The organism is Vicinamibacterales bacterium, from assembly GCA_036504215.1.
Taxonomy (GTDB): domain Bacteria; phylum Acidobacteriota; class Vicinamibacteria; order Vicinamibacterales; family Fen-181; genus FEN-299.
Genome location: DASXVO010000040.1, coordinates 178,867 through 201,359, shown reverse-complemented (window position 1 = coordinate 201,359; position 22,493 = coordinate 178,867). Strand labels below are relative to the sequence as shown.

Sequence of the window (22,493 nt, the reverse complement as noted above, 5' to 3'; positions counted from 1 at the left end):
CAGGAGCCTCGAGTTGCGAGCGGGACGGCGTTGCGCGGCGTGCGCCGCGGGAACGACTGTCATACGCGTGGAAGCGACAGCGCCAGGCGGCAGCCGCCGTGGTCGACGTCCTCCATGGTCAGCGTCCCGTGGTGCAGTTCGGCGATGCGGCGAGATGCCGCCAGGGCGACTGCGATTCGGCGCCCCCCGGGCCTGTCGGTCCACTGGAGGTCGAGGAACCTGGCGCGCCATGCGGCGGGCATCCTCAGGGCTTCCTGTGTCGCTTCGACGCTCACGCGGCCGTCCGCTCCCTCGCCGACTCGGACCCGCACGACGGCCGTTCCGACCCGTTCCGTGGCGGCCTGCAGCGCCATCACGGTCCCCGCGATGGCGACCGTCAGAAGCGGCTCGTCGCCGCGGGCGCAAATGTCGGACGCGCTCACGTCGATCTCGATCGTCGCGCCGGCGCGATGCCTGCCTGGCGTCAACGCGCGAGCGATCCGCTTCACGACCGACCCCAGATCGACCGTCGCGTTCGCGATGGGCAGGTCTTCGTTCAGCACCGAGAGCGCCTGGACCAGCCACGTCGCCCGGCACACCTCCGCAGCGATCAGATCCAGGGCGACCCGTTCCGGCTCCGGACGCGTCGCGTCGCGGAAGAGATGGAGGCATGCACCGATGGCGTCGAGGCTCTGGCCGATCTCGGCGTGGGCCGTCGCGGTCGAAGGTGTCGCGTCGAACTCCCGAACCTGGTGTCCGTTCCGCGGGCGTGGGCGGCGCGCGGCATCGGCCAGTGCCTTCGCCCGCTCGTCGTCGGCCGCGTGCTCCAGGCAGGGCACCCTCTCGAGGCCCGCCGCGATCGCCGCCGCCAGGCGGCGCGATCCCGCGATCAGCTCGCAGCGTCCGCTGGCCAGCCGGCGGACCAGCAGCGGCTCGAGGACGCCGAAGTCAGCGACTGAGGCCACCAGGGGTTGAAGATCGCGATCCTCGTCGGGTCGGGGATCGTCGATTTCGCTCGTGGAGATCAGGTGGATGCGCCCGGCGTGGTTCCTGGACGCCAATTCCTCGACGTAGTGCGCGTCGTGCCGCATGCGAAACCCGGCCGGCAGTCCTTCGCGCTGGGGCGCCGGTTCCTCGGCCTCGAGGCTCTCGTCCTGGTCGAAACAGTCCTGGTCGTCTTGGCCGGCGACCTTCTCGAAGATGCTGGCGTCGAACTCCTCGGACCGAAACCTGCCGATTGCCGCCGCGATGGGACCGGACGAATTTCGAAGGTCAGACACGAATCACCTGTTGTGTTGCTGTCCGAATGGCGCGCGATCCAAACGAACATTTATATCGAATTGGATGAGCTTTCGACAAGCCCTCGTGGTGTTGCCATTTTGACACTGATAGGTTACGGCGATGGCTCAGAGAGGAGATGGTCCCACGTTCACGTCTCACACTGTTGGCTGAAAGAGCGCGAGCCGGCCTGGCTGGCCCCCCGCCGTGGCTCGCGCGGCGATCGATCGCGAGCGGGGGTGGGTGAACGAGTCAGCCGACATCAGCCAGAACCGGCACTGGGCGTGGACCGGCGCGACGGACAGGCGCGACGATGATGGTCCAGGACGCGTGAACCGGACGTCCGCCTGGGAGTGTTCGCAGGGGCGCTGTTGTGGCGCTCCCGCCCTCCGCATCCCGGGCGATGGGGTCGTTCGGCGAGCTGGTTCCCTACTGCCGCAGAATCTTCTCCATCGCCTTTCCCTTGGCCAGTTCGTCGATGAGCTTGTCGAGATAGCGGATCTTCCGCATCAGCGGGTCTTCGACATTCTCGACGCGCACGCCGCAGACCACGCCCGTAATCAGCGCGGTGTTCGGGTGTATCGCCGGCGCCTCGGCGAAGAAGGTGCGGATGTCAACCTCACGCATGATCTGCCGTTTGAGACCGGCCGCGGTGTAGCCGGTCAGCCAGCGAATGATCTGGTCGACTTCCTGCTGCGTGCGCTGCTTGCGCGTCGCCTTGTTCACATACGCCGGGTAGACCGACGAGAACTTCATGGTGTAGATGCGATGCTCGGTCATCGGCGATCCCTCTATTGCGGTTGGTTGCGAATCGGCTCATACCGCAGTGCCACCGCGCCTGAACCCACAACGCGAGTGGGAGCCTCACGCCTCCCACGAGCAGGCCCTCGCCAGACTTCGCCTTGAGCTGCTGAACGGCTTGCCCGAGATCCCCGGGCACGAGCTCCGCGTTCCAATCGACGCGGTCCAGGGTACTCGACACGACGTACTTCTTTGTCGCGTGAATTGTCCGGGCGAAGGGTTCCATCCACTCAGGCCTGACTCCCGTCTGCGCCACGGGCCGCCAGGCCGCATCCATCATGTCGTACGTCACCCGGCCAAAGAGCAGCGCGTCGGCGTTGGCGAGGTTCTCGGCGGCGTGACCGTGCAGGGCTTCGTCCGCGACTATTGCCCGATGATCGCAGCACCCGTCCAAAGTGACGTTGATGGAATAGCGAAGGGGGCGCATATGAACTACGCCTTGCGTACCGGGTAGCGCAGGTGGGTCACGCCGACGCCCGCGATCACCGTCGGGTTGCCAAGAACGGCTGGCGTGCCAGCGAGGTGGTCAAAGAGTCGAACGCCGGAGCCAAGAAGCAGCGCCACGATGTCGACCTGGATTTCGTCGAGCAAGCCGGCATTCAAGAGCTGCTGGATGATGTCCGCGCCGTGGACCCCGACGTTCTTCCCGCCGGCGGCGGCCTTGGCTTGGCGCACGGCGCTTTCGATGCCGTCGGTGACGAAGTGGACCGTCGAGTTGGGCCGCGGCCATCCGTCGGGGATCTGGTGGGTCAGAACGAATGCCGGCCCCCACGCGTGATTTCCGTCCCAGCCGTGCGCCTTGTCGAAGGTGCGTCGACCGGTGAGCATGGCGCCCAGCCCGGACACGAGACCACGAAGGTGCTCGGCGCTCGGCGCGGACACCGTGAACGTCATCGGATCCGCCCCGCCCGTGTGGAACTCGACGTCACCAGAGTTGAAGTACCAGGCGAACACTTCGGCCACGCCATCGTCGAGGTCGGCGACGTAGCCGTCGAGCGACATGGACATGAGCGCGACAACCTTCGACATGGCGAAGTTCCTCTTTGGGGCCGGAGACTTAGTTTAGGGGATCGCGCGCTGTTCGCCCAGTTCGTTCGCAGAACGACAGACGGATGTGCCTCGACGAACCGGGGCAGCCCTTCGCTGTCCCTCGGACCCGCGGCCAGCGTTCGGGAGGTGTCGAGGTGATCTTGCGCCATCTGGTGGACGTCGGCGCCGTCGGCGTCGCTTGTTGCGTGTAAGGTACGTCCGTTACGTGCTCGAGCCAGGTGACGTTCTTGCCGTCGACCATCTCCTGGATGGTGAGATGGGTCACCGAACTGGAGGCCGTCGCGACGTGCCAGTGTTTCACGCCCGGCGGCGTCACGATCCCGGAGTACAAGGGCATCGAGGCCTTTTGACGTGACGATGCCAGCCGCAGAGGCGAAGGCGCAGTACTCGGCGATCGTGCTGGGCGCGACGGGGAACGTGGGCGGACGCCTTCGCCGACCCCAAGGTCTCCGAGGTGGTTGTCAGCATGGACCGATTCGAGGAGGAGGTTGCGCAAGATCGAAATCGCCTACCCGCACGCCTTTTGCCGCGCCGCCAAGGCTGGAGGCGCTCGTGTGTGCGGGGTCATGACAGCAGCGGGCGCAGACCCCGAGGCCGGGATGAAGTACGCGAAGATCATCGGCGAGAGCGACGAGCCTTGAGCAGCAGAAAGCTGCTCGTGTTGGATTGAAGCGCTGCGGTGTTTGGGTCGTGGGCGGCTTCCGCGTGCAATCGCAACCCGAGTGCGCCCATCACCTTGAGGATCGTGTCGAAGTCCGGGCTGCGCTCGCCGGAGAGTGCCTTGTAGAGACTCTCGCGCGAGAGACCGGCGTCGCGGGCCACTTGGCTCATGCCCTTCGCTCGAGCGATGTCGCCGAGCGCTTTGGCCACGAACGCCGCCTCACCCCCGGCTTCCTCGAAGCACGCCTCGAGGTAGGCGGCCATCTCCTCGGGTGTCCTGAGATGCTCCGCCACGTCGTACCGAGTCGTCGCCGTCTTCTTCTTCATCTCAGCGACTCAGACAGACCGCGCGCCAGTTGCAGCGCGGCCCTGATGTCTGCCGCCTGCGTGCGCTTGCTACCGCCCGCAAGCAGGATGCTCAGCGCGCGTCCCCGTTGGGCGAAGTCCACGCGGTACCCCTGACCGACGTCGATCCTCAACTCGGACACGCCTTCGCCCACTGGCGCGACGTCCCCCGGATTTCCCGCCGCCAGTCGTTCGATGCGAACCTCGTTTCGCGCTCTGCCCCGAGTATCCTGCAGACCATCGAGCCACCGGGCGAAGCGGGCGGTCTTGCGCAACTCGACCACCATTCAACTGTAGCCCTGTGGCTACAGCCGGTCAATGTCCGAGGAGCTATGCGAAGTAGCTCTTCGAGTCCCAATCCGCAACCGGAGGAGCCACGAGACAGATCGCGGCAGTCGACCCGCGATTACCTCGCGCTCAGATCTCAAAGGCCATGGCGCATGAGACCGAGAACAGCCCGGGAGGATTCAGGCGAAGGATCGAACCCAGACGGGACCGTGTCGAGCCGCGGAGATGGCAACCGGGCAGCGGCGGGTGTTCCCTCAGCGTTCATCGACGAAATGTCGATTCGCGAACGCGTGCCCCGCTCCGGACTTCAGGTACTTCTCGAAGCGCCCCGCGATCCATTCGGTTCGAAACTCGACACATACCTCGAGCCGCCATGGCCTCCACCGAGCCGTTGACCGATTCTGTCCGGCGTTGTGGGCGTTCAGACGGCACGGGGCGTCTGCCGTGACGCCAACGTACCGACGGTCCGGGTGGTTCACGCTCACGATGATGTAGACGAATCGCTTGGGTGGATAGAGCACGCCCGGTCCTGAGCGAACTTCGCGCCAGCTGGGATCTGTCGTGAACTCGCAGGAAGCCGCGGCCCGCGGTTGGCGAGTACGCAACTCCAGGCGTGCGAGACCGGGATTGAGGTCGCAAGAACTGCCCCCCTTCGCCCAGAGCGCTCGCTACGCTCGCTGGCTACGGGGGGCATCCTTCGCGGGGGCTCGCAGACGCGGCCTGCCATCCGAAGCCGCGAGCGAAGCGACTCGTGACGCGGCCTGCCATCCGGAGCCGCGAGCGAAGCGAGCGTTTGGCGAAGGATGGCGGAGAGGGTGGGATTCGAACTCTGTCAGCTCCTTTAGAATGTGTAACTTACAGATTCTACAATGCCGACGATGCCGTGAATGCCAGCGTTGCCGTGGCACCTTGCACGCTATTGCACGCACGGCCGAGGTGCGAGGTGCCAGATCAGGAACAGCGAGCCGCCGCTGCCGGACGCAGCGATACGACCCGAGGCGCGATACCTTAAAGGGTCGTATTGCCCCTCACGCAGGGGGACCGCCCCAAAAATGATGTGAGCAGCAGGGTCGTCGCTCGGTGACCCCGTGTCAGCCGCGGGTTCGCTTCTCTTGCCCGCGCTGGTAGACGCGCTGATGGGACGATTCGCCCCAAGCTGATCGGGCGCAGAATCTGGCCTCCGCGAGAGGCGATCAAGTCCGCTGCTTCCTGGAATATGCTGCGAGTGTGCTCGACAAACTTGTTTCGCACGTTCCCTATCGCGCACTTTCCCTTGACTGTTCCGCCGCCGTGTCCGACACTGCGCCGGGGATGCCTGACGATGGCTTCAGAGTGAAGCCACCCACTCATATCCGGCTAGCTCGCCGAGCTCTCACGACCGCACGCGCTAGCTGCGATGGGCACTGGCGCGCGGTCGTCCGTCTCGTAGTTACCGCCCTCGTTGCGGAGACCGCCGCGTTTACGGCACATGCTTTCACGTGCGTCCCAGCGCATTTCGAGCCATCACGCCCACTCCTATCCCCCGCGGGTGTACACCCGCCGGACGGCCCTCAATGTCTTTCTCGCTACCCGTGAATCACGAATCGGTCGCGATCTTGCGCTCGGAAGACGACGGCTTTCGATCGAGGTTCGTCCGTGACCTCGTTCAATGCGCAGTTGATTCGCGACCGAACAACCGATACGCAGTCGCGTCGGTTCCGAAGAGGATTATCCAGTTCTGGGACAATCCTCTTGAGGTCCCCAATGACGTCAGGATTTGCATGGACTCCTGGCGCCAACTCCGCAGCGCAGGGTTCGTGCTGACTTGCTTTGACGATACATCGGCGAGACGCTTCGTCGCCGACAACTTGGAGGCTCGTCACCTTGAGGCGCTCGACGCCTGCTACCACCCTGCTATGCGTTCCGATTACTTTCGCTTGTGCTATATCGGCTTGCGTGGCGGATGCTACGTTGACGTTGACGATGTCTACAGCGGTCAGAGTCTGGATGCGCTCTTTGATGACGGGTGTCTGAAGCTGCATCCACTCTGCTATGACGTGCCGTCCGTAACAATGGTGCCGTCAGAAGTGTTTACCCGACCTGGCGCGGATTCGCAGAACTGGATCTTCTACTTCAACAATAATCCGCTAATAGCGCCACCAGGGCACGCCATCGTCCTTCGTGCCCTTGAGCGGTCAACGGGGATCCTTAATGGAATCGCATCCGGAGAACTCCCGGAGATTCAATCGACGACCGGTCCTGGTAATCTCACGGCGAGCCTTGTTGCGCAGGCGCTCATTTGTGACGAGGCTGATACCAGCCTTGCGTTGACGATTTTACAGAATTGGAACAGGTTCGCCACAAGTGTGTGGCCACTGAGCTACCGAGCTGACGCTAGGAACTGGCGGCTGTCGAATCGCAAGCACTTCTTGCGGTGACGTTGGGGTCAAGTGGCGACCGCCCATCTCGATTCGTGTCCCTATGAACTCCGTCCGGCTCCCAAGCACACCCCTCAGAATGGCGTACCAGTTCGCCTTGCGAACGCGCCGCGTTCTTGGAAGGCAACGGTCCCGAGCATTTGGAGACTCTCCAGTTCACGGCGGCGCGATCCAGCACGTGTTTGTGATCAATCTCGATCGCCAGCTCGATCGCTGGCGTCGGATGGTCGATGAGCTGGATAACGTGCTCGACGCGTCAGGGATTCCCCTTTCGCATCGGGCGACTCGGGTTTCGGCGGTGGACGCTCGTGAAGATCACGACCATCCCCGAGACGGGCTAGTAGAGTCCACATACACCCTCGGTGACCAGCTGTTTGTGGATCCTCATCCGCTGGCGTCGCCCGATCGACTCGATCTGGACATGCCAATTAGGATGAGCCCGCAAGAAATCGCCGTCGCGTGCTCGCACATCGACGTGTGGAGAAGGATTGCAGCCGGCCGCTACGCATACGCGATGGTGCTGGAAGACGATGTCTGGTTTCATCCACGGTTCGCGCGTGTGGTTGACCAGGCTTGGTCGGAGTTGCCCGCCGCCGAAACTGATGCCCCCCTCCTCGACATTCTCTATGTGTCATATCGCGAGGTCGACTATGGAGCTGAAAAGGTCCGAGTGTCGCCTTCGTTGTTCTCTCCGTTTCGGGGTCTGTGGTATTTGTCCGGTTATGTGCTGTCCAAGAGCGGAGCGGAAAGGCTCCTACGGTCTCTTCCAGTCCGCGGTCCTGTCGACCTCTGGCTGAATCACCAGTTTGGTCGATTGAAGGTCTATGGAACAGTCAAGGCCGTGATCTATCAGCGGCTCGATGAGAGGTCGAGTAACTCATACTCCGTTCTCCCAGTCCTTTCGCGGGTCGGCATCATAAACAGTGAGACCCCGGGAGCTTTCCGCGGACGCCCGCCCCTCAGGCCGGTTCTTGCCTTTGGACCCAGCCGATCCGGTTTGTCGTCGCTTGCGATGGCGCTGTCAATGCTGGGATATCGTTGCTGCAGCGACGTTGACAGGCTTCCAGACGCTGAGTTGCGCCGGCTCCTTCGGCGCGATCCAGACCGCATCTTCGACGCCTACGTCAACGTTGCGGGACTTACAGGCTACCTCGAACAGCTGGCCGACATCTATCCTGATGGTCGCATGCTCCTGAGTGTCAACGCCCCAGAGCTCGTTGGACATCGCGAAGCACTCATGGACATGACAGACGGTCGTCTTGAGAAGGCGTCCGTGACTTCGGTGGTCCAACCTGGCGGTGGGATAGGAGGGTGGCGGGCGCGGTCCCTGGTACTGCCTTCTGGAGCCCCGAGGATGTGGAAGCTTCTCTGTGAGTTCCTTCGCTGCGTGCCGCCGCCGAGCCCGTATCCCTACCGCGATGACCTGGGGCATCGGTTCTTGGAGGACTCCGCCGATGAGGGACGCGCCGAAGAACTTGCGCGCATCCGAAGGCTGAAGTTCGACGACTCGCCTTGGATCGCGCCGCCGCTCATGTCTTGGCGAGGCGTACCATCAGCGACGAGATCCGACGCTACACCCAAAGAGCAAACCGACTCATTCGCGTTTATCGATGACTTCCGGGTACCGGATCTCGCCTTTTGGCGGCTGCGAGACGACACGTTCCCAGGAAATCTCGCCCTCTTTAGGCCGTCGAACTTCGTTACTACTGGTTGCGGGCCTGCTCAGATCGTCCTCCGCCGCGAAGATGTCGGGGTTCGGAAGTACAGCTCGGCCGCCCTGTCTTCTCATGGGAGTTTCTTGCACGGGCGCTTTGAGGCCGTTCTGAGACCGTCGCGAGTGCCGGGTGTGGTCACAGGGATATTTCTTCATCGAGACTCACCACGGCAGGAGATAGATATTGAGTTTCTTGGCAAACATCCGCGGCATATGCTGACAAACGTCTACTACAATCCTGGGGGCAGCGGTGCTCGTTTCGACTACGGGTACCGCGGCACGCCTATTCTCGTCGACCTCGGCTTTGATGCAACCGAGGATCATCACAGTTACTCCATTGAATGGTCGCCTGATCAGCTGCGTTGGTATGTCGATGGTCGGCTCGTCCATCGACGCGCGAATTGGGACCCCACGCCGATTCCTCACCTTCCGATGCGGTTCCACCTAAATGTGTGGCCATGTCGATCGCGCGAGCTCGCGGGGAGGCTCCGAGATCGATGTCTACCGGCCGCATGCTCCGTGATGTCGGTAAGGGTGGCACATTGTTCGGTGGTTGATTCTCGAGGGGCGAAGACAGCCAGTTAGACTGTCCAGTCGTTCGTCGATCGGCACGGCGTTGATCCGCAACCTGAGGCCTGATCTCACCGGACGGAAGCACTCACTGAGAACTCCGAACCGACTGGGAACACGCGCTCGACGCGCGCGATGCGCTTGCATGAGCCAGCGACATCACCACAAGGAATAGATGTTTGGATCCTCACGGCGGAGTCTCCTCCGTCGGCCGATACGGCGAAGAACGGCGTCGATTTGAGAATGCCGGAGCCGGCTCTTGGCCGCGTCGAGTCGCGCGCCAAATCCCCCTCGTGATGGGGATGGCCGCACCGCAAGAGAAACCGATTCACTACCTATGAGGTCCAGGAGCTCATCGAGAACCGGGCTGCTTCTTCCCTGCTCGGGGAACCAGCATTCCGGTACCGAGATATCTGGCCGGCAGCCGCGCGCGAGGATGAACTCCTGAGCCGTCAGCAGGTTCAGCCAGCAATTGAACCGCAAGAGATCAGAAGTGATGTAATCCGCGTACGCGGCGCGCAGGCATCTGCCCGCCGAAGTCCATGCGCGCCGCTCCAGGTCGATCTCGATAGGCCGCTCACCTGCGAAACGCTCAACAGCTAGATTGTCGCCAAACACCAGGCGCATCACGCGCGGACGTTAACGAGCGGCGACGCGAATGGCGCAGCGGGCGAGGCGATCCGCCGATGCTCGTTTCAGGCGACGGCCGAGGTCTAGCGTCTCCGCGGTATGGCCGTCCTGGTTGGAAGAGCGGCGTGTCAGGAGACGCCCTTCGAACTCCTTCACCAGAGCGGCGGCGAAGCGCTGGTGAGAGTGAGGGCCCGGGTGCCCCTCGACGGTGTCCACGAGAATGCCAGCTTGCTTGATTGACAGTCGGCTGATTCGCGACCGGTTCAGCACTGCGCTGTAGTCACTCAACACTCGGCTCGACGTCGTCCGTGCCGCGTGGAGCCCTTCGACGTCAATCCACACGATGATATAGGGCACGCCACGCCTCTCCATCGCACTCTGGAAGAGCACCATATTGGTGAGGAGATTCTGCAGACCTGTGCGATCTGAGTACTGACGGAAGAAACGTCGGCCCGGCGAGTCGGGCCGCTGGGGAAACTCATCGTCGAGACGGACGTCCCAGTATCCGAGATTTCGAATTTCTTGACCGTCAAGGTATTCGATCCTATTGTTGTGCGTAAATGCGGCGATGGCGAGCGTCGGCGGCGCGAGATGGCACTGCTTGACGAGCGTCCGCGCCACGTAGTTGTTCGACGCGCCAATTTGCGAGAAGTTCTGGACGTGGCTTCTTTCGATGGGCGTACCTAGCGTCGCAGCTGCGAGACGCGTGAACACGACGGGCCATGTGCGATCCGCTTGAACGCCCATGCCGAACGCGTAGCTGCACCCGCAGACAAACACCCGCAACGAGGCGTCAGGGTCGTAGTCGAGTCCGCGAAACCCCAGCGAATTGAAGTCGTACACTCGTTCTGATGCTGGCAGCCAGCTCCGTTCGCGTGGCGATCTGAAGTTCCCGAGGTTGCGATCGAAGACGGCGGCCGCGGATCGCGGATGCGCGCCGGCGCCCAGGTATGCGGCGGGACTTCTGTAGTCGCGTGCACCGGAATCAAATGCCACACACGCACCCAGTTGTCGACGGCTCATGCTGGGTTCGCCGCCATCCTCAGCGGTGATAGAAACCGCACGGCCGGCGTCTCGCATTCGCGCACACGCTCAGACATCTCTCGACACTAGGGAGGCCAGAGAGAACCCTGATCGCCCCGGGTGGGGTGGCGAGGAGGGGGCCAGTCGGCGGTGTCGTAAGCTCACGCTTAGTTTAGAGCACCAGTGAACGCGCTAACTCCCTGAATCGGCACAACGCGTTCGCGAGCTGGATCTGCCTGGGCGTCTTGCATTCCGGCTCGAACAGGCGCGGGGACGCGACGACGACCGCCGCGCACTTCGCGCGCGAAGTGGCGACGTTCAGCCGGTTGAGACTGTAGAGGAACTCGAGCCCCCGCGGCGCGTCTTCTGGCCGCGACGTGGCCATCGAGTAGACGCTGATGGGGGCCTGTTGCCCCTGGAACTTGTCCACGGTGCCGCAGCGGACGCCGGGCGGCACGGCCTCAGTAAGGCGGCTCACCTGCACGTTGTAGGGCGACACCACCAGGATGTCGTCGGTCGACACACGGCGCACTGCGCCCCGGTCATCAATCCAAGTCGAATCTGAAGCCAATAGTCTCTCGATCAAGGCGACGACCGCCCGGACCTCCTCGTCTGATCCGTTGCGGTTCCCGTCGTGCTCCACGTCCAGCACGAAGAGCCCCGCGCCGTCAATCGGCCCGCCCGATAGGCGCTGCCGCTCCAGGTTCTTCTCCGCGGTCGGCCGCAGCTTGCCCTCGTAGAAGACCTCCGAGGTGAAACGGCAGATCGGCCAGCCGAAGCGCCATGTGTCAGCGAGGAAGACGCCTTTGTCTTCCGGCATGGTCTGCGCCCCGCCGAGGATGTGTTCGAGCGCCGAGACGTCCACGCCGTCCGGGTGCGAGCCCTTCTTCGGCTGATCCAACTGCTGTGGATCGCCGAGCAGGACGAGGGCACTCGTCGCCCGCGTCAGGGCGACGGCGTTCGCCAGGGACATTTGGCCGGCCTCGTCGACGAAGAGGACATCCACGCTCTTCGCGAACTCGGGCCTGGCCCACAGCCACGCCGTGCCGCCCAGGACATCGGCGCCCCCCGTTGCGATGAGGCCGAGCGCTTCTTCGTTCGTGGTGGCGGCCCGAATCGCAGCCTGACCGTTCCCGTCCTCCCCGTTCTGGTCGTCGCTTCCGGGCTTGTGTGCCAAGGCGACGGACGCCTTGCGTTCCGCGGCCTCGGCCGCGATCGCCTTGAGCAGGTTTCGAATCACCTTGTGGGTGGTGGCTGCGATCCCGACCTTCTTGCCTTCGGCCACGAGGTCGCACACCATCTTGGCCCCGGAGTAGGTCTTACCCGTTCCGGGAGGCCCCTGGATTGCTAGGACGCCGTCGCGCAGTTTCGTGACGTCCCGAGTTCTCGGCGGCCGGCGATACAGCAGCTCCAGGGCGAGCGGATCCGCGTCGTCGTTGGCGACGCCCTCACCGACGGCGAAGATCGCGTCCTCGAGCGCCTTCGCGTCGACGTGGTCGTGCGCGAAGGCGGACGTCGGGCGCAGGCTGGCTTTCGACGGGCCGACCAAGACGTCGATCGTCCTCGCCAGGCGATCGACGGACACGACCTCGCCCCAGGCCCTCTGGTCGCCCAGCGTCAGCTTCTGCCTGCGCCTCAGTTCCATCTCCTGGGGCGGAAAGCGATGGCGCTGGACTGTGCTCTTCTTCTCTTTGCGCAGGTCGCGATCGTACTCGAGGCCGCTCACGGCGCCCGGTTCGTCGAGGAGATCCTCGTCGCTCAGGCCCAGGAGGCGAAAGTACTCCCACCAGGCAGCCTTGTCTTCGCGCCGATGGAAGTCGAGGAGATACGCGAGGAGGCGCCGCCCAGGGTCTTCCACGCTCAGCAGTCGAAGGCGGAGATCTTCGACCTTCTGCTGGCGCTCGTCGAGCGGCTTCGATGGGTCGCCCGACTTGATCTCCGGACGAGGAACGTCGATCGCACCTTCTTCGCCGATCGGCGTCCGCCGGCCCGCAATCACGTCGGCCCTCAGGCTTTCTAGCCAATCCCTGAGTCGCAGCGTGGACACGCAGTCGTCCCGGTTGTAGCCCTCGACAGCGGCCAGGACATCTGGCCGCACATCATCGACCTTACCGAGCTCGACCGCGAGCTCCATGGCCTGCAGGTTGACGCGGGCCTGGCGCAGGTCCACGTCGCGCGTGAACTCGTAGAACTGCTCGAGGCTCTTGATCGAGTACCGCTCCACGCCCGCGCGAAGCCCCCGCCGAACGACCGAGTACAGGTCAACGAACGTCTCGGAGCGAAGCAGCGCATCGACCTCCCGCTCGCGGGTCACGTGGCGCCCCATCAGGCGCTTGAACGCGCTCGGCTCGTAGGGCGCGTAGTGGTACACGTGCATGCCCGGATGCGCCGCCTTCGCGGCTGTGATTTGGTCCATCACCGCTTCGAACGCGAGCTTCTCTTTCTCCGGAGTTTCGGCCCACGCCGCCCGGTAGGCGGGCGTCCCGTCGGCCCCAATCGCCGCGAGCCCGAAGAGGTACTCGCGCCCGCGCAGGACGGGCGGCCCGGACATCGGCCCGGCGAACGGGTCGCCTTCCAGATCGAGAAAGACGTCCCCGGGCGACGGTTCCGGCAACAGGCAGAGTCCCTGGCCGGGCGCGATCGGCAGCAGCTCGAAGACCCGGCCGGCGGTCCGGGCTTCGAACTGGAGGCGGCTCTGTTCGCGAGACCGCTCGTAGGCCTCGGCGGCGCCGTGCCTGGGTCGAAAAGGCATCGGCCGGATCGGCATCTGCGCCAGCGACGTGAGCGTCGCCACTCCGTTCGCGACGAGCTCGCGTCGCTGGATGCGCGTAATGCCGGCGACCAGCGACAGGTGATCGTCGGCCCTCCGTCTCCGCTCGCACTCTGCGGACCACACGCAGATGTCGCAGCGGTCCACGGGCTCCGGGTAGTTCGCCGCCGCAAGCACAGCGTCGTCCTCGCGCGCGGCGGCGTCTAATCTTGAGCGAACCAGGCGGAAGTACGCCGCGTAGTCGTCAAGGCGATACGGCAACTCGGCGTCCGGAGTCACGACCCGGAAGTACGCCGGCCTGACGCCCTGGACCGCCTCGAGGAGATCGCAGTAGAGGGCGAGCTGAAGGATGGATCCGGCCTGGGTCTCGCGCGCCAGCTTCGTGTCCACCACCTCGTACGACCAGGGCCCGAGGGCGCTCGCTCCCGCGACCTTCTTGAGGACGTCGGGACGGCCGTACCAACGGTCGTTCCCCAGCGCGGCCTGCACGATGGCGTCGGCGCCGGATCGCATGGCGGCGGTCGTTCTTTCCACGGCCTCAAGGCGATCCTTCACGTCGCCGAGCTCCACGATCGATGACGCCCCGGCGTTCTTCAGGGAGTCGACGAACGCCGCCTCGTGATCCAGGCCCCTCCGGAAGAGCGCCTCGAGCCGGGGGTCGTCGAAGTGCGGACGGGCGAACTTCCCGGCCGCGACGCCCATCTCCAAGGCGATCCCACGGCGGCACCCAAGGAAGACCGCCAGATCAGTAGCGGAGAGGTGCAGGGCGGCGCCGGGATCGTCGATGAACATGCCTGAGAGTGTAACCCCGCAGGGAAGCCCATCGCGGTCGTCGGCCCGTCCGCGGTGGCGAAGTCGGTGTCGAGCACCTGATGGCGACGCTGCGGCACCTCCTCCGTTGGGCCATCAGGGAGGCGAGTTCGCCACCCACCGAGAGCGCCGGTACGACCCGTGGTGGCACTACGACGGGGGTCCGCGCGACGGCGAGTCGCTGCTCCGCCAGGCATACCGATCGATGGTAGGGGTAGCCGATGACCGGCAGTAGCAGAACCGATGGTCGCAGCAGTGGCAGGAGGACGGGCCCGGCGATCTGGCGGCCCGCGTCGCCGACATCGCCACGGCACTCGAGGCAGCGGCGCCACAGATCGCCCAGTTGGCTCGGACGCTGACCAACGAGCTGAAGCAAAGCTTCGGGCGGCCGAAGCTGAGCGGCGGGTGTGTCGCAGGCGCGAACAAGCACGAGCCTGCACCGAAGCGCAGCAGCGATCACTCGAAGAACTCCGAGCCATCCCAAGATCGTGGAAGGAAGCACAGGCCCTTTGAGGGTTCTTCGAGGAGTTGGAGCGGCACGCCGAAACGATGGAACCAGCCGATAGGGCGGACCTCGAGTCGCGAATGACGGTGGCGAGGACGCTTCTCAGTTCGGAGGATGCAGTCGAACGCTTCATCAAGTGGAGGATGCCGTCATCGCCGACGGACTCTGAGGAGGACGAAGACCACATGACCTATGGATAGTCCCGCCGAGTGCACGGCCGCCCCTGACGGCGCCGGAGCCGGGCCTTGTTGCTCGCAAAGGGCAAGGGGTAGGCGACGACAAGGCCTGTTGTCGACCCGTCCCCCTAATGGGATCAGTAGCAATTCTCGTAAGAAGCGGCAATACTGGCAAGCCATGGTGGCGGTTCATCTCAGGTAACCAACAGCGGGGAAATCACATATGGCAAACATGGTGGCCAAGGTGCTTCGGGAGGAGATTCAGCGGGTCGCCAGGAGGCAAGTGAGGACGGAGTTAGCCCCCCTCAGGCGTGACAATGTCCGCCTCAAGAAGAGCGTCGCAGAGCTACGCCGTCAGATCGCCGCCGTGAATCGGACCTGTCGTGAGCTTGTGAAGGTAGTGACGCCGGTCATGGTGGCCAAGGAGACCGAGGACGCGACCCAGCACGCCGGCAAGCTGCGTCCGACCTCGAATAGCCTCAAAGGGCTCCGCGCCCGCCTCGGCCTCACGCAGACGCAGTTTGGACAGCTGCTCGGCGTGAGTGGACAGGCGGTGGTTCAGTGGGCAAGTCGTGAGGGTCGTGTTCGGATGCGTACGACGACTCTCGCCGCTCTAGCGAGGATCCAGAACATCGGGAAGCGAGAGGCGCGGCGACGCCTGGAGGAGATGGCCGAGTCTGCACCTGTTCGCCAGATGGGACGTAAGGTGTAGCCCCTGCGGAAACACATCCGTGTCCAGCTCCAGCGGCGTGGCGTGGAGTTGGTGATTTTACAGTCTACAAAGCGCGCTCCGGCGTGCGTCCCAGGGGAGGGACACCTGGAGGGACACCCGCGTGGTCACAGTATGCGGTGCGAGACCGACTCCCGGTCCAACCTGACGACGGGCTCACAGCACCGAAGTGGTGGCCGACCTCCGTGCCTACGCCAGCGCCACAGTACCCTGTCTCATCCGTCGCGGTGGGGAACCACATGTGGAACTTGACGGGACAAGACCCTGGTCACCGTGGTCATTCTGCTCCGCTTGGGCAATCCGAACCCGGCGGCTTACGGCGTCCCGCCAGGGGAAAGTGCCTGTCGGCACTCGTCTCGAATCCGAACGCCTACTTCCTTCCAGATCCACGTACGGCTCGCCGCATATGCGCGCTCGGCAGCCTCCAAGTAGTCTTGGCCATCGAGCAGGGTCTCGACCGCCCGAACGACTGCCTGCGTGCCGAAGTCCTCTGCGAGGCGAATTGCCGAACCTTCGCGTGCCTTGGCCCTCGCGTACTCGAACGGCGTGCAAATCGCTGGCCTTCCCACAGACAACACGAGTGGCAGCGCTCCGCTTGACGATTGCCCAGCGTCCTGGTACGCAAAGATCCCCACGTGGCTTCTGCGAATCGCTTCGATCTGTTCTTCCAGCGTCAGGTACCTGACATCGAGTTCCACGGCTGACTCGAGCCCCAGCGCGTTCACCAGCGACCCCAATTGCTCGCCGTACCTCTGTTGCCCTTCGAACTGCACCTGCGACTGGCCGGCGATGGTGTAACGCACTGGCCGGCCGTCTTCGAGCAACTGGCGAAGCGCCATCAACATCGTCTCGAGACCCTTCGACCCGCGCAAGAAGCCCGGGGAGATCAAACGACACGGACGTCCGGACCTGCCGCGTTTCCACCTCGCAGGAGGTGCTGCGAAAGGCACATCCGGGACTCCGTGGGGTAGGACAACGATCTTCTCACCGTACGAGTTCAGAAGCGCCACCAAAGAGGTCTTCGCCAAGTCGGTTAGAACAATGACCCGCACGCTCTGCTCAACAAGGCGTCGCATTATCCCGTCCTGCACGGCGCTCCGCACGTGCGGTCCGAACGTCGTGTGGAGCACAGACACGACCGGCTTGGACAGGTTGTCCAAGAAAGCGTGAATATGCTCTCCTTGGCTTCCTCCCCAAATCCCGAACTCGTGCTGAAGGCAGACGGCATCGCAATCGCTCGCTGAGATCACTCGGGCCAAATGAGCAAGAGCCTCAAGCGACCTGACATCTGCGCTACACACGGCGTCCGGCGCCGGAGCATCGCCATAGTGGAGCGAGTACTTCGAATGAACGACATTACGTACCGCCGCAATCATGTCGGTGGCGAATGAGGCGATTCCGCAGTGTAAGGGCGGGAATGTCGAGACGTGAGCAAGACGCATCGGGGCGTCAGAGTCCTCGTCAGAGGCGTGAGCAGGTTGAGGTACCGCACACTCAGTCGAGCAGTGATCGATCTGAATATCAAAGGGACTGCCGTCGCCCCAAGCCATCAGAGCAACACAATGACAGATCTCCGGAATCACTTGGGAGGACAACAGACATTCGTCGTTAAGAGACACGCGCGCGTTGTAGCTGTCATCGATTGTCAGTTCGAGCGTGACGCTCAAGCACGACTCTGACGGGAACAGCTTCCTGTCAGGCTCCGTCCGAATGCCGTTCCTGTAGTAAGTGAAGAACAGGTCGCCGGCCATGATGTTCTGACGTGGTCGACTGAAATCGTTCCGGCCGATGTGAACGAGCAGTTCAGCTCCCTGCGAAGGTATGGAGGCGTCTCCGAACAGTCGCCCCTCGTCCGATAGGAGTTTGAACCCAACCCTGAAATACTCCGCTTCCGTCCTAACCGCGCAACGAATCGCTCGCAGCCTGCGTGACGGGTACAGCCGATAATCAGCCCACTGCCGAAGAGCGCTCGCTCTCTCGGACGTCAGCGTGAAAGGGGCCGCGACAACCGGTTGACGATTCTCTGCGATTCGAGCATCGGATTGCGCCTCACGTAGCGCGCGTTGGGGGTCGAGAGGGACGCCCAACAACTCCTCTGCCAAACGCCGATAGAGAAGCGGAAGAGAGCCACCGCTGAACATCCTCTTGTACGCGTTCGCCACCGTTTCCACATCACCTGGGGGCTTGAAACGAGCGAACTTCGGGGCCCGTGCCGCCTGCTCAGCTGCTCTATAGAAGCGGGCGTCCGTTGTGTACTTGAGCTTGATTGCGGCTCTGATCTCCGCGAGCTGTGCAGGCCGAAACCGGTGGCCAAGGGGGCGACCAGCTCGACTGGCTCTCGAACGGGGCAACCGGTTGGGGCGAGTCACGCGAGATTGTTGCTACTTATTGCTACCTGAATCAAGCGAGTTGTTGCTACTTGTTGCCTCTTCCGGCGTCCAAACGATCGGGGGACTATGGGCCGTCGGCAAGGAGTAGAACCTCGGGAAAGGAGTACGTTATGTCGAAGGACAACGAGAAGGTGGTCCACGTCTCAACCAAGGAGGAACAGGGTGGTGTGACGGCAACGGTCACGACCGACTCCGGGAACGTCTATACCGGTCGCGACCATCCGTCCTACCACTGGAACAGAAGCGTCTCCGAGGACCGCGCAATCCGTGACGCGGTGAAGAAGGTCAATCGCTGAGAACTACCCACCCTGTGGACCTCGCCGCCGCGAACAACATCGAGGCGGCGAGGTACACACCCCAGGCAGCAGACAACAACGGAGCATTCGGTGAGGGCGTCTACCCGAGGGATGGCGATGTCCGTGGATGCCCGTCCGATGATGGATGCCGTCACGACTGCTCCTGCGACACCGGCGACAGATAGTGCGACCGTGCCCGCGCGCTTCGACCGGCCGCGTCGCTCCAGCCCACGGGTTCCGCCCACGGCCAACACGCATTCGACCGCCTCGATACCGCGCTCGCCGGCTTTCTCCAGGAGGTGCACCTTGCGGCGTGAACACCTTGACTCAATCAGCAAGACTTCTCGGGTTCAAGACTCCTAGTGCTCCCGACTATCGTCGAGTTGCTGTTGCACTTCTCGGACGAAGGGAGAGGGATTTCCCTGGGAATAGACGATGTGCAGCTCCTTCTTCGCTCTCGTGAACCCAACGTAGAAGGACCGGCGGGATTCGCTGCGCTCAGCAGGGCCCGCTCCGGTGCGGGGTACGCGTCCGTTGTCCATGCCGAACAGGACGACGATCTCGAACTCGCGGCCCTTAGCACTGTGCAGCGTCGAGAGGCTGATCCTGTCTCCGCCCTCGCCAAAGCCCGCGAACTGCGCGAGGGTCATACCGTCTGCGTCGCCGCCAGCCTGGGTCCTCCGAATGAAGGCTACCAAGAGCGCCCGTTCCTCATCGAGACTGCGGCACCGCTCGAAGTGCCAGTCCAGCAACTCCGTTTGGATGCCGCTCAGCCATCCAGCCAGCGGCTGCGCCGGCTGCCGGCGATTCCACACGACGCCGAGAAGCAGTCTCTGGAAGCCGAGTCGCTGATCGGGTGTCCCAATCGCCTCGGCGAACAGCCGCTGACCGTCTACCGACAGCGTTCCGAACCTTGGCTTTCCCCTGCGCCACCCGCCGCAGCACCAGGTCGCGCATGACTCCAGCCAGCGCATCAGGGGGCTGCCGCGCGGGTAGAGGGCGTTGGTGTCGGCGCGGATGATCTCGTAGCCATGGTTCCGCGCAGACGCCGCCACGAAGTCGCCAATCCAGGCTGCCTGGTAGAGGACACCAACACCTCCCTGACGAACGCCAGTCCTCTCGAAGGCCTCCGGTAGGATCTGGGCAAAGAGATGATCGGCGTGCAGCGAGAAGTCACCCGGCCGCGGATGAAAGTACACCATTCCCTCTGGAGCACCTTCGGGAACCTCGTAGCCGCGTTCCTCCCCAAGCGCGTACTCCGACGCAGTCACAATCGCAGCGCCGGAGCGGTAGTTGAGGCGCAGCCGAACTACTTCAACGTCCGGCCGGGCCGCCAGGCGCTGCAGCAAGGTCGGGTTCGCGCCCGTGAATCCGTAGATGGACTGGTCCACATCACCAACGGCGAACAGCCTGACGCCTGTCGTGAAGCACAGCCCCATCACCATCCGGTGCAGGGCGGAGCCCAGATCCTGGTATTCATCGACGAACAGCACCGGGTACTTCGCCAGGATGGCGCGCTGCACCCACGGATGTCCGCGCATGGCGCGCACCGCCAGAATCGGCATATCGTCGAAGTCGATCAGCCCATGCCGCCGGAGCTCAGACTCATAAGCCTCGATCAGCGAGGCCGTCTCGGGGTCTTCCCGCCATCCTTCTGCCTCACGGTCTAGATGTGACCGACGATATCGGTCCATCGTGAACCGCCAGTGTCGATGGGGATCTTCGCCTCGGTCGATGACGCTGTCGTATGCCACCTCAAGTGCGGCGCGCTGCGCCGCCTGCGTGGCGACGCGAAAGCCAGGCGGGACGTCTATCTCCGCGGTGCGGACGTAAGGAAGAATGATCTGCGTTAGCGCGAAGGAATGGACTGTGCCGATGAACACACGGTTGCGTCGCTGAACGCCGAGGGCATCCAGGCGGGTCGCCAGCTCTCGTGCGCACTCATTGTTGTAGGTAATGCAGGCCACACCTCGAGGCGCTTCAACCTCTTCCGCGAGAACTCGCGCCATTTTGATCGTCAGCGTCTTCGTCTTGCCGCTGCCGGGGCCGGCGAGAACGACGCAATGAGAGGCGGCGTTGTAGGCCGACCACTGGCCGTTATTGCGGCGCAAGGCCGCCGCCGCCCGCAGGTACAGCGCCGGCTCAGACACGGTCCCTCACGAAGGTGATCGCGTCGCGGACAAAGACCGGCGGTGCTTGGCCTTCCAGCCGCGACACAAGCCGCTGCGCGAAGCGTCCCTTCCCGACGGACTCGACCATAGACAGAAATCTTGCGACGACGAGCGCCTCCGGATCTGACTCCCAACGATCGATCAGGGTCCTTGATGCGGTACCGAAGGTGCCCTCCCGAAGCGTCTCGATAACAATGCCGCGGAGGTCGTTGTCGCGGAACAGATCGACCTCCAGGGTTTCATCGTCCATGAAGATTCCGAACTCGGCTGCAATCTCACGCAAGTGCTCGTCGTCGGCCTCATCGAGCCGATCTTTAACGGCATCGGGAACCTCGCCTGTCGGCACGCGCGAGATGGCGCGCACCAAATTCGCGGCCCGATTGAAGCCCAGAGCCCGGCCGTTGTCTCGTGGATCCCAGTCTGTCAGTATCGAGAACGGGATCCTGAGAGCCGTCAGGAACTTCGCATACGGTTTGAAGTTCGTCCCGGCCACCGAGCAAACGGTGATGCCAAGGTGGTCAAGCGAGAGCCCCATCTCCTTAGCAAACGCCGGGATGAGGAATCTCTCAGCATCACCCTCGACGAGGACGACACCTCTGGCGAAGAGGATTTCGGCACGCGTCACATCAAGGTACCGCGCGAGATCCGCCGCTTCATCCTCGTCGAGCGGTGCCGCGGCGGTCGAAGCCCCTACGGTGCCCGCGTCTCCAACGTCCTTCAGCAGGAGCAACGACCGGATGGGCGCGACACTCGCAATGTGAGGCGAATGCGTGGTGAGAAAGACAGATAGCGGTTGCTCCTCGGCTCCCTCTCGCCGAACGCTTGAGAACAGGTGCCGGTAGACCGACCGCTGCAGGTGAGGATGGAGGTGCGCTTCCGGCTCCTCGATGCAAAGAAAGGTATGGTCCCGCTTGTTCTCGGCCAGCATCTGCCGCAACTCGAGCATCTTGAGCGTGAGGAATACGAGATTGGCAGAACCGAGACTGGCGTCGGCAATCGACCGCGCGCCCTCGTCGATCAGCAGCCTGATCGTCCGATAGAGGCGCGCCGGGTCCGTCGGGCCGAAGCCGAGCCGCGGCTTAATGTCCTGTCGTGAACCGCTCATCTCGGTGAACAGCGTACCGATGTCCTCTTCCAGAGCCTTCACATCTTCGAATTCGCCCATCTTCTCCGTCGCGGTCTGCACTGCGTCGGCAATCTCTTGGATGTCATCGCCCGCGATGGCGCTGAAGGCCTTCTCGATCAGCGGCCGCAGCGGAGAGCGGCGCCATACCGCGAGGTCGCCCTCCGCATCCCGGAGTGCCGGAAGCACGTCTAGCGTGAGTCTCCGGCGCAGGTCGTGGCCGAAGCGATTGGCCTCATCCTCACCGCCATAGCAGATGAACTCGAAATCCTCTTCGGACGTCGGCTGTGCGTCAAGGTCCGCACGGGGCCGAAACTCGTACACCAGACGCGCCCTGTGCGGGTCGTCGTTAAGCCGATAGTCTGTAAGCAAGGCCAGCACGTCGAGGTCGCCCTCGAATTCGGCGATCTCAACGGCGATCGTGATTCTCTTGTCGGCCCAAGGGACGTTGAGGCCGTCCCAGAAATCGGACAAGGTCAGTTGGCGGGCGCTGTCGGGGAGGGTGGGGTCCAGCAGAAGGCGGAGCGCGTAGAGAAGGTTGCTCTTTCCGACTCGGTTCTCACCCACCACGACGACGTTGCCGTTCAGCTCAACGTCAAGTGCTGAGAAGTTCCGAAAATTGGAAACGGAGATTCTCGAGAGTTCCATTTCAGTTTCCCTGGCATGGGCGCGCGCTTCGTTCCCTTCAGGCTTGAATTCGTCATTGCTGGAGACAGCAACCGAACGAAGAGGTCGCGAGTGCGGAAGCAAGATACTCTCGCTGGGAC

Annotated in this window: 18 protein-coding genes; 6 read left to right on the top strand and 12 right to left on the bottom strand. The window is 63.5% G+C overall.

Annotation, left to right across the window (positions count from 1 at the left end):
* Nucleotides 1–59: 59 nt before the first annotated feature.
* The 3 genes from VGK32_12815 to VGK32_12805 form a co-directional block, all read right to left on the bottom strand.
* A complete protein-coding gene (locus VGK32_12815) occupies nucleotides 60–1,259 on the bottom strand; it encodes a ParB N-terminal domain-containing protein (protein ID HEY3382648.1) in 1,200 nt (399 codons plus the stop codon).
* 427 nt (nucleotides 1,260–1,686) lie between these two features.
* On the bottom strand, nucleotides 1,687–2,037 hold the full coding sequence (locus VGK32_12810) for a DUF2200 domain-containing protein (protein HEY3382647.1): 351 nt from the start codon (nucleotides 2,035–2,037) through the stop codon (nucleotides 1,687–1,689).
* Between the two features lie 453 nt (nucleotides 2,038–2,490).
* Nucleotides 2,491–3,087 (bottom strand): dihydrofolate reductase family protein, encoded by a 597-nt coding sequence (locus VGK32_12805; GenBank protein ID HEY3382646.1) that lies wholly within the window; start codon nucleotides 3,085–3,087, stop codon nucleotides 2,491–2,493.
* Between the two features lie 239 nt (nucleotides 3,088–3,326).
* On the opposite strand from VGK32_12805, the gene VGK32_12800 reads away from it, so the two are divergent.
* Nucleotides 3,327–3,458, top strand: a complete 132-nt coding sequence (locus tag VGK32_12800; GenBank protein ID HEY3382645.1) for a hypothetical protein — start codon at nucleotides 3,327–3,329, stop codon at nucleotides 3,456–3,458.
* A 138-nt stretch (nucleotides 3,459–3,596) separates the two neighbouring features.
* The gene (locus tag VGK32_12795; protein ID HEY3382644.1) at nucleotides 3,597–3,749 is read left to right on the top strand and encodes a hypothetical protein; all 153 of its coding nucleotides are present in this window, start codon (nucleotides 3,597–3,599) and stop codon (nucleotides 3,747–3,749) included.
* On the opposite strand, the gene VGK32_12790 is transcribed toward VGK32_12795, so the two are convergent.
* From VGK32_12790 to VGK32_12780, 3 genes are all read right to left on the bottom strand, one after another.
* A complete protein-coding gene (locus VGK32_12790; GenBank protein HEY3382643.1) occupies nucleotides 3,724–4,095 on the bottom strand; it encodes an addiction module antidote protein in 372 nt (123 codons plus the stop codon). The genes VGK32_12795 and VGK32_12790 overlap by 26 nt on opposite strands.
* Nucleotides 4,092–4,400, bottom strand: coding sequence for a type II toxin-antitoxin system RelE/ParE family toxin (locus VGK32_12785; GenBank protein HEY3382642.1), 309 nt, complete (start codon nucleotides 4,398–4,400; stop codon nucleotides 4,092–4,094). Before VGK32_12785 ends, VGK32_12790 begins: the two co-directional genes overlap by 4 nt.
* Nucleotides 4,401–4,655: 255 nt before the next feature.
* On the bottom strand, nucleotides 4,656–4,922 hold the full coding sequence (locus VGK32_12780) for a GIY-YIG nuclease family protein (protein HEY3382641.1): 267 nt from the start codon (nucleotides 4,920–4,922) through the stop codon (nucleotides 4,656–4,658).
* Between the two features lie 1,239 nt (nucleotides 4,923–6,161).
* On the opposite strand from VGK32_12780, the gene VGK32_12775 reads away from it, so the two are divergent.
* On the top strand, nucleotides 6,162–6,818 hold the full coding sequence (locus VGK32_12775; protein ID HEY3382640.1) for a hypothetical protein: 657 nt from the start codon (nucleotides 6,162–6,164) through the stop codon (nucleotides 6,816–6,818).
* Between the two features lie 178 nt (nucleotides 6,819–6,996).
* A complete protein-coding gene (locus tag VGK32_12770; GenBank protein HEY3382639.1) occupies nucleotides 6,997–9,117 on the top strand; it encodes a family 16 glycosylhydrolase in 2,121 nt (706 codons plus the stop codon).
* 144 nt (nucleotides 9,118–9,261) lie between these two features.
* On the opposite strand, the gene VGK32_12765 is transcribed toward VGK32_12770, so the two are convergent.
* From VGK32_12765 to VGK32_12755, 3 genes are all read right to left on the bottom strand, one after another.
* On the bottom strand, nucleotides 9,262–9,732 hold the full coding sequence (locus VGK32_12765) for a hypothetical protein (GenBank protein ID HEY3382638.1): 471 nt from the start codon (nucleotides 9,730–9,732) through the stop codon (nucleotides 9,262–9,264).
* A 9-nt stretch (nucleotides 9,733–9,741) separates the two neighbouring features.
* Complete coding sequence (locus tag VGK32_12760; protein HEY3382637.1) at nucleotides 9,742–10,755, bottom strand: hypothetical protein; 1,014 nt, start codon at nucleotides 10,753–10,755, stop codon at nucleotides 9,742–9,744.
* A gap of 172 nt (nucleotides 10,756–10,927) precedes the next feature.
* Nucleotides 10,928–14,317, bottom strand: coding sequence for a TM0106 family RecB-like putative nuclease (locus VGK32_12755; GenBank protein HEY3382636.1), 3,390 nt, complete (start codon nucleotides 14,315–14,317; stop codon nucleotides 10,928–10,930).
* Between the two features lie 922 nt (nucleotides 14,318–15,239).
* Between VGK32_12755 and VGK32_12750 the strand changes: the two genes are divergently transcribed.
* Entirely contained in the window at nucleotides 15,240–15,728 is a 489-nt protein-coding gene (locus VGK32_12750) for a hypothetical protein (protein ID HEY3382635.1), read from the top strand.
* A gap of 332 nt (nucleotides 15,729–16,060) precedes the next feature.
* Here VGK32_12750 and VGK32_12745 read toward each other — a convergent pair whose 3' ends face one another.
* The gene (locus tag VGK32_12745; GenBank protein HEY3382634.1) at nucleotides 16,061–17,497 is read right to left on the bottom strand and encodes a hypothetical protein; all 1,437 of its coding nucleotides are present in this window, start codon (nucleotides 17,495–17,497) and stop codon (nucleotides 16,061–16,063) included.
* Nucleotides 17,498–18,246: 749 nt separating this feature from the next.
* Between VGK32_12745 and VGK32_12740 the strand changes: the two genes are divergently transcribed.
* Complete coding sequence (locus VGK32_12740; protein HEY3382633.1) at nucleotides 18,247–18,432, top strand: hypothetical protein; 186 nt, start codon at nucleotides 18,247–18,249, stop codon at nucleotides 18,430–18,432.
* Between the two features lie 359 nt (nucleotides 18,433–18,791).
* Here VGK32_12740 and VGK32_12735 read toward each other — a convergent pair whose 3' ends face one another.
* On the bottom strand, nucleotides 18,792–20,582 hold the full coding sequence (locus tag VGK32_12735; protein ID HEY3382632.1) for an ATP-dependent helicase: 1,791 nt from the start codon (nucleotides 20,580–20,582) through the stop codon (nucleotides 18,792–18,794).
* A complete protein-coding gene (locus VGK32_12730; protein HEY3382631.1) occupies nucleotides 20,575–22,374 on the bottom strand; it encodes an AAA family ATPase in 1,800 nt (599 codons plus the stop codon). The genes VGK32_12735 and VGK32_12730 overlap by 8 nt, the downstream gene beginning before the upstream one ends.
* Nucleotides 22,375–22,493 lie beyond the last annotated feature (119 nt).

Coding starts and splice junctions, on each gene's coding strand:
- VGK32_12810 (HEY3382647.1), bottom strand. CDS start 2,037: ATGACCGAGCATCGCATCTACACCATGAAGTTCTCGTCGGTCTACCCG.
- VGK32_12805 (HEY3382646.1), bottom strand. CDS start 3,087: ATGTCGAAGGTTGTCGCGCTCATGTCCATGTCGCTCGACGGCTACGTC.
- VGK32_12790 (HEY3382643.1), bottom strand. CDS start 4,095: ATGAAGAAGAAGACGGCGACGACTCGGTACGACGTGGCGGAGCATCTC.
- VGK32_12785 (HEY3382642.1), bottom strand. CDS start 4,400: ATGGTGGTCGAGTTGCGCAAGACCGCCCGCTTCGCCCGGTGGCTCGAT.
- VGK32_12775 (HEY3382640.1), top strand. CDS start 6,162: ATGGACTCCTGGCGCCAACTCCGCAGCGCAGGGTTCGTGCTGACTTGC.
- VGK32_12760 (HEY3382637.1), bottom strand. CDS start 10,755: ATGAGCCGTCGACAACTGGGTGCGTGTGTGGCATTTGATTCCGGTGCA.
- VGK32_12755 (HEY3382636.1), bottom strand. CDS start 14,317: ATGTTCATCGACGATCCCGGCGCCGCCCTGCACCTCTCCGCTACTGAT.
- VGK32_12750 (HEY3382635.1), top strand. CDS start 15,240: ATGGCAAACATGGTGGCCAAGGTGCTTCGGGAGGAGATTCAGCGGGTC.
- VGK32_12745 (HEY3382634.1), bottom strand. CDS start 17,497: ATGGCCGGCGACCTGTTCTTCACTTACTACAGGAACGGCATTCGGACG.
- VGK32_12740 (HEY3382633.1), top strand. CDS start 18,247: ATGTCGAAGGACAACGAGAAGGTGGTCCACGTCTCAACCAAGGAGGAA.
- VGK32_12730 (HEY3382631.1), bottom strand. CDS start 22,374: ATGGAACTCTCGAGAATCTCCGTTTCCAATTTTCGGAACTTCTCAGCA.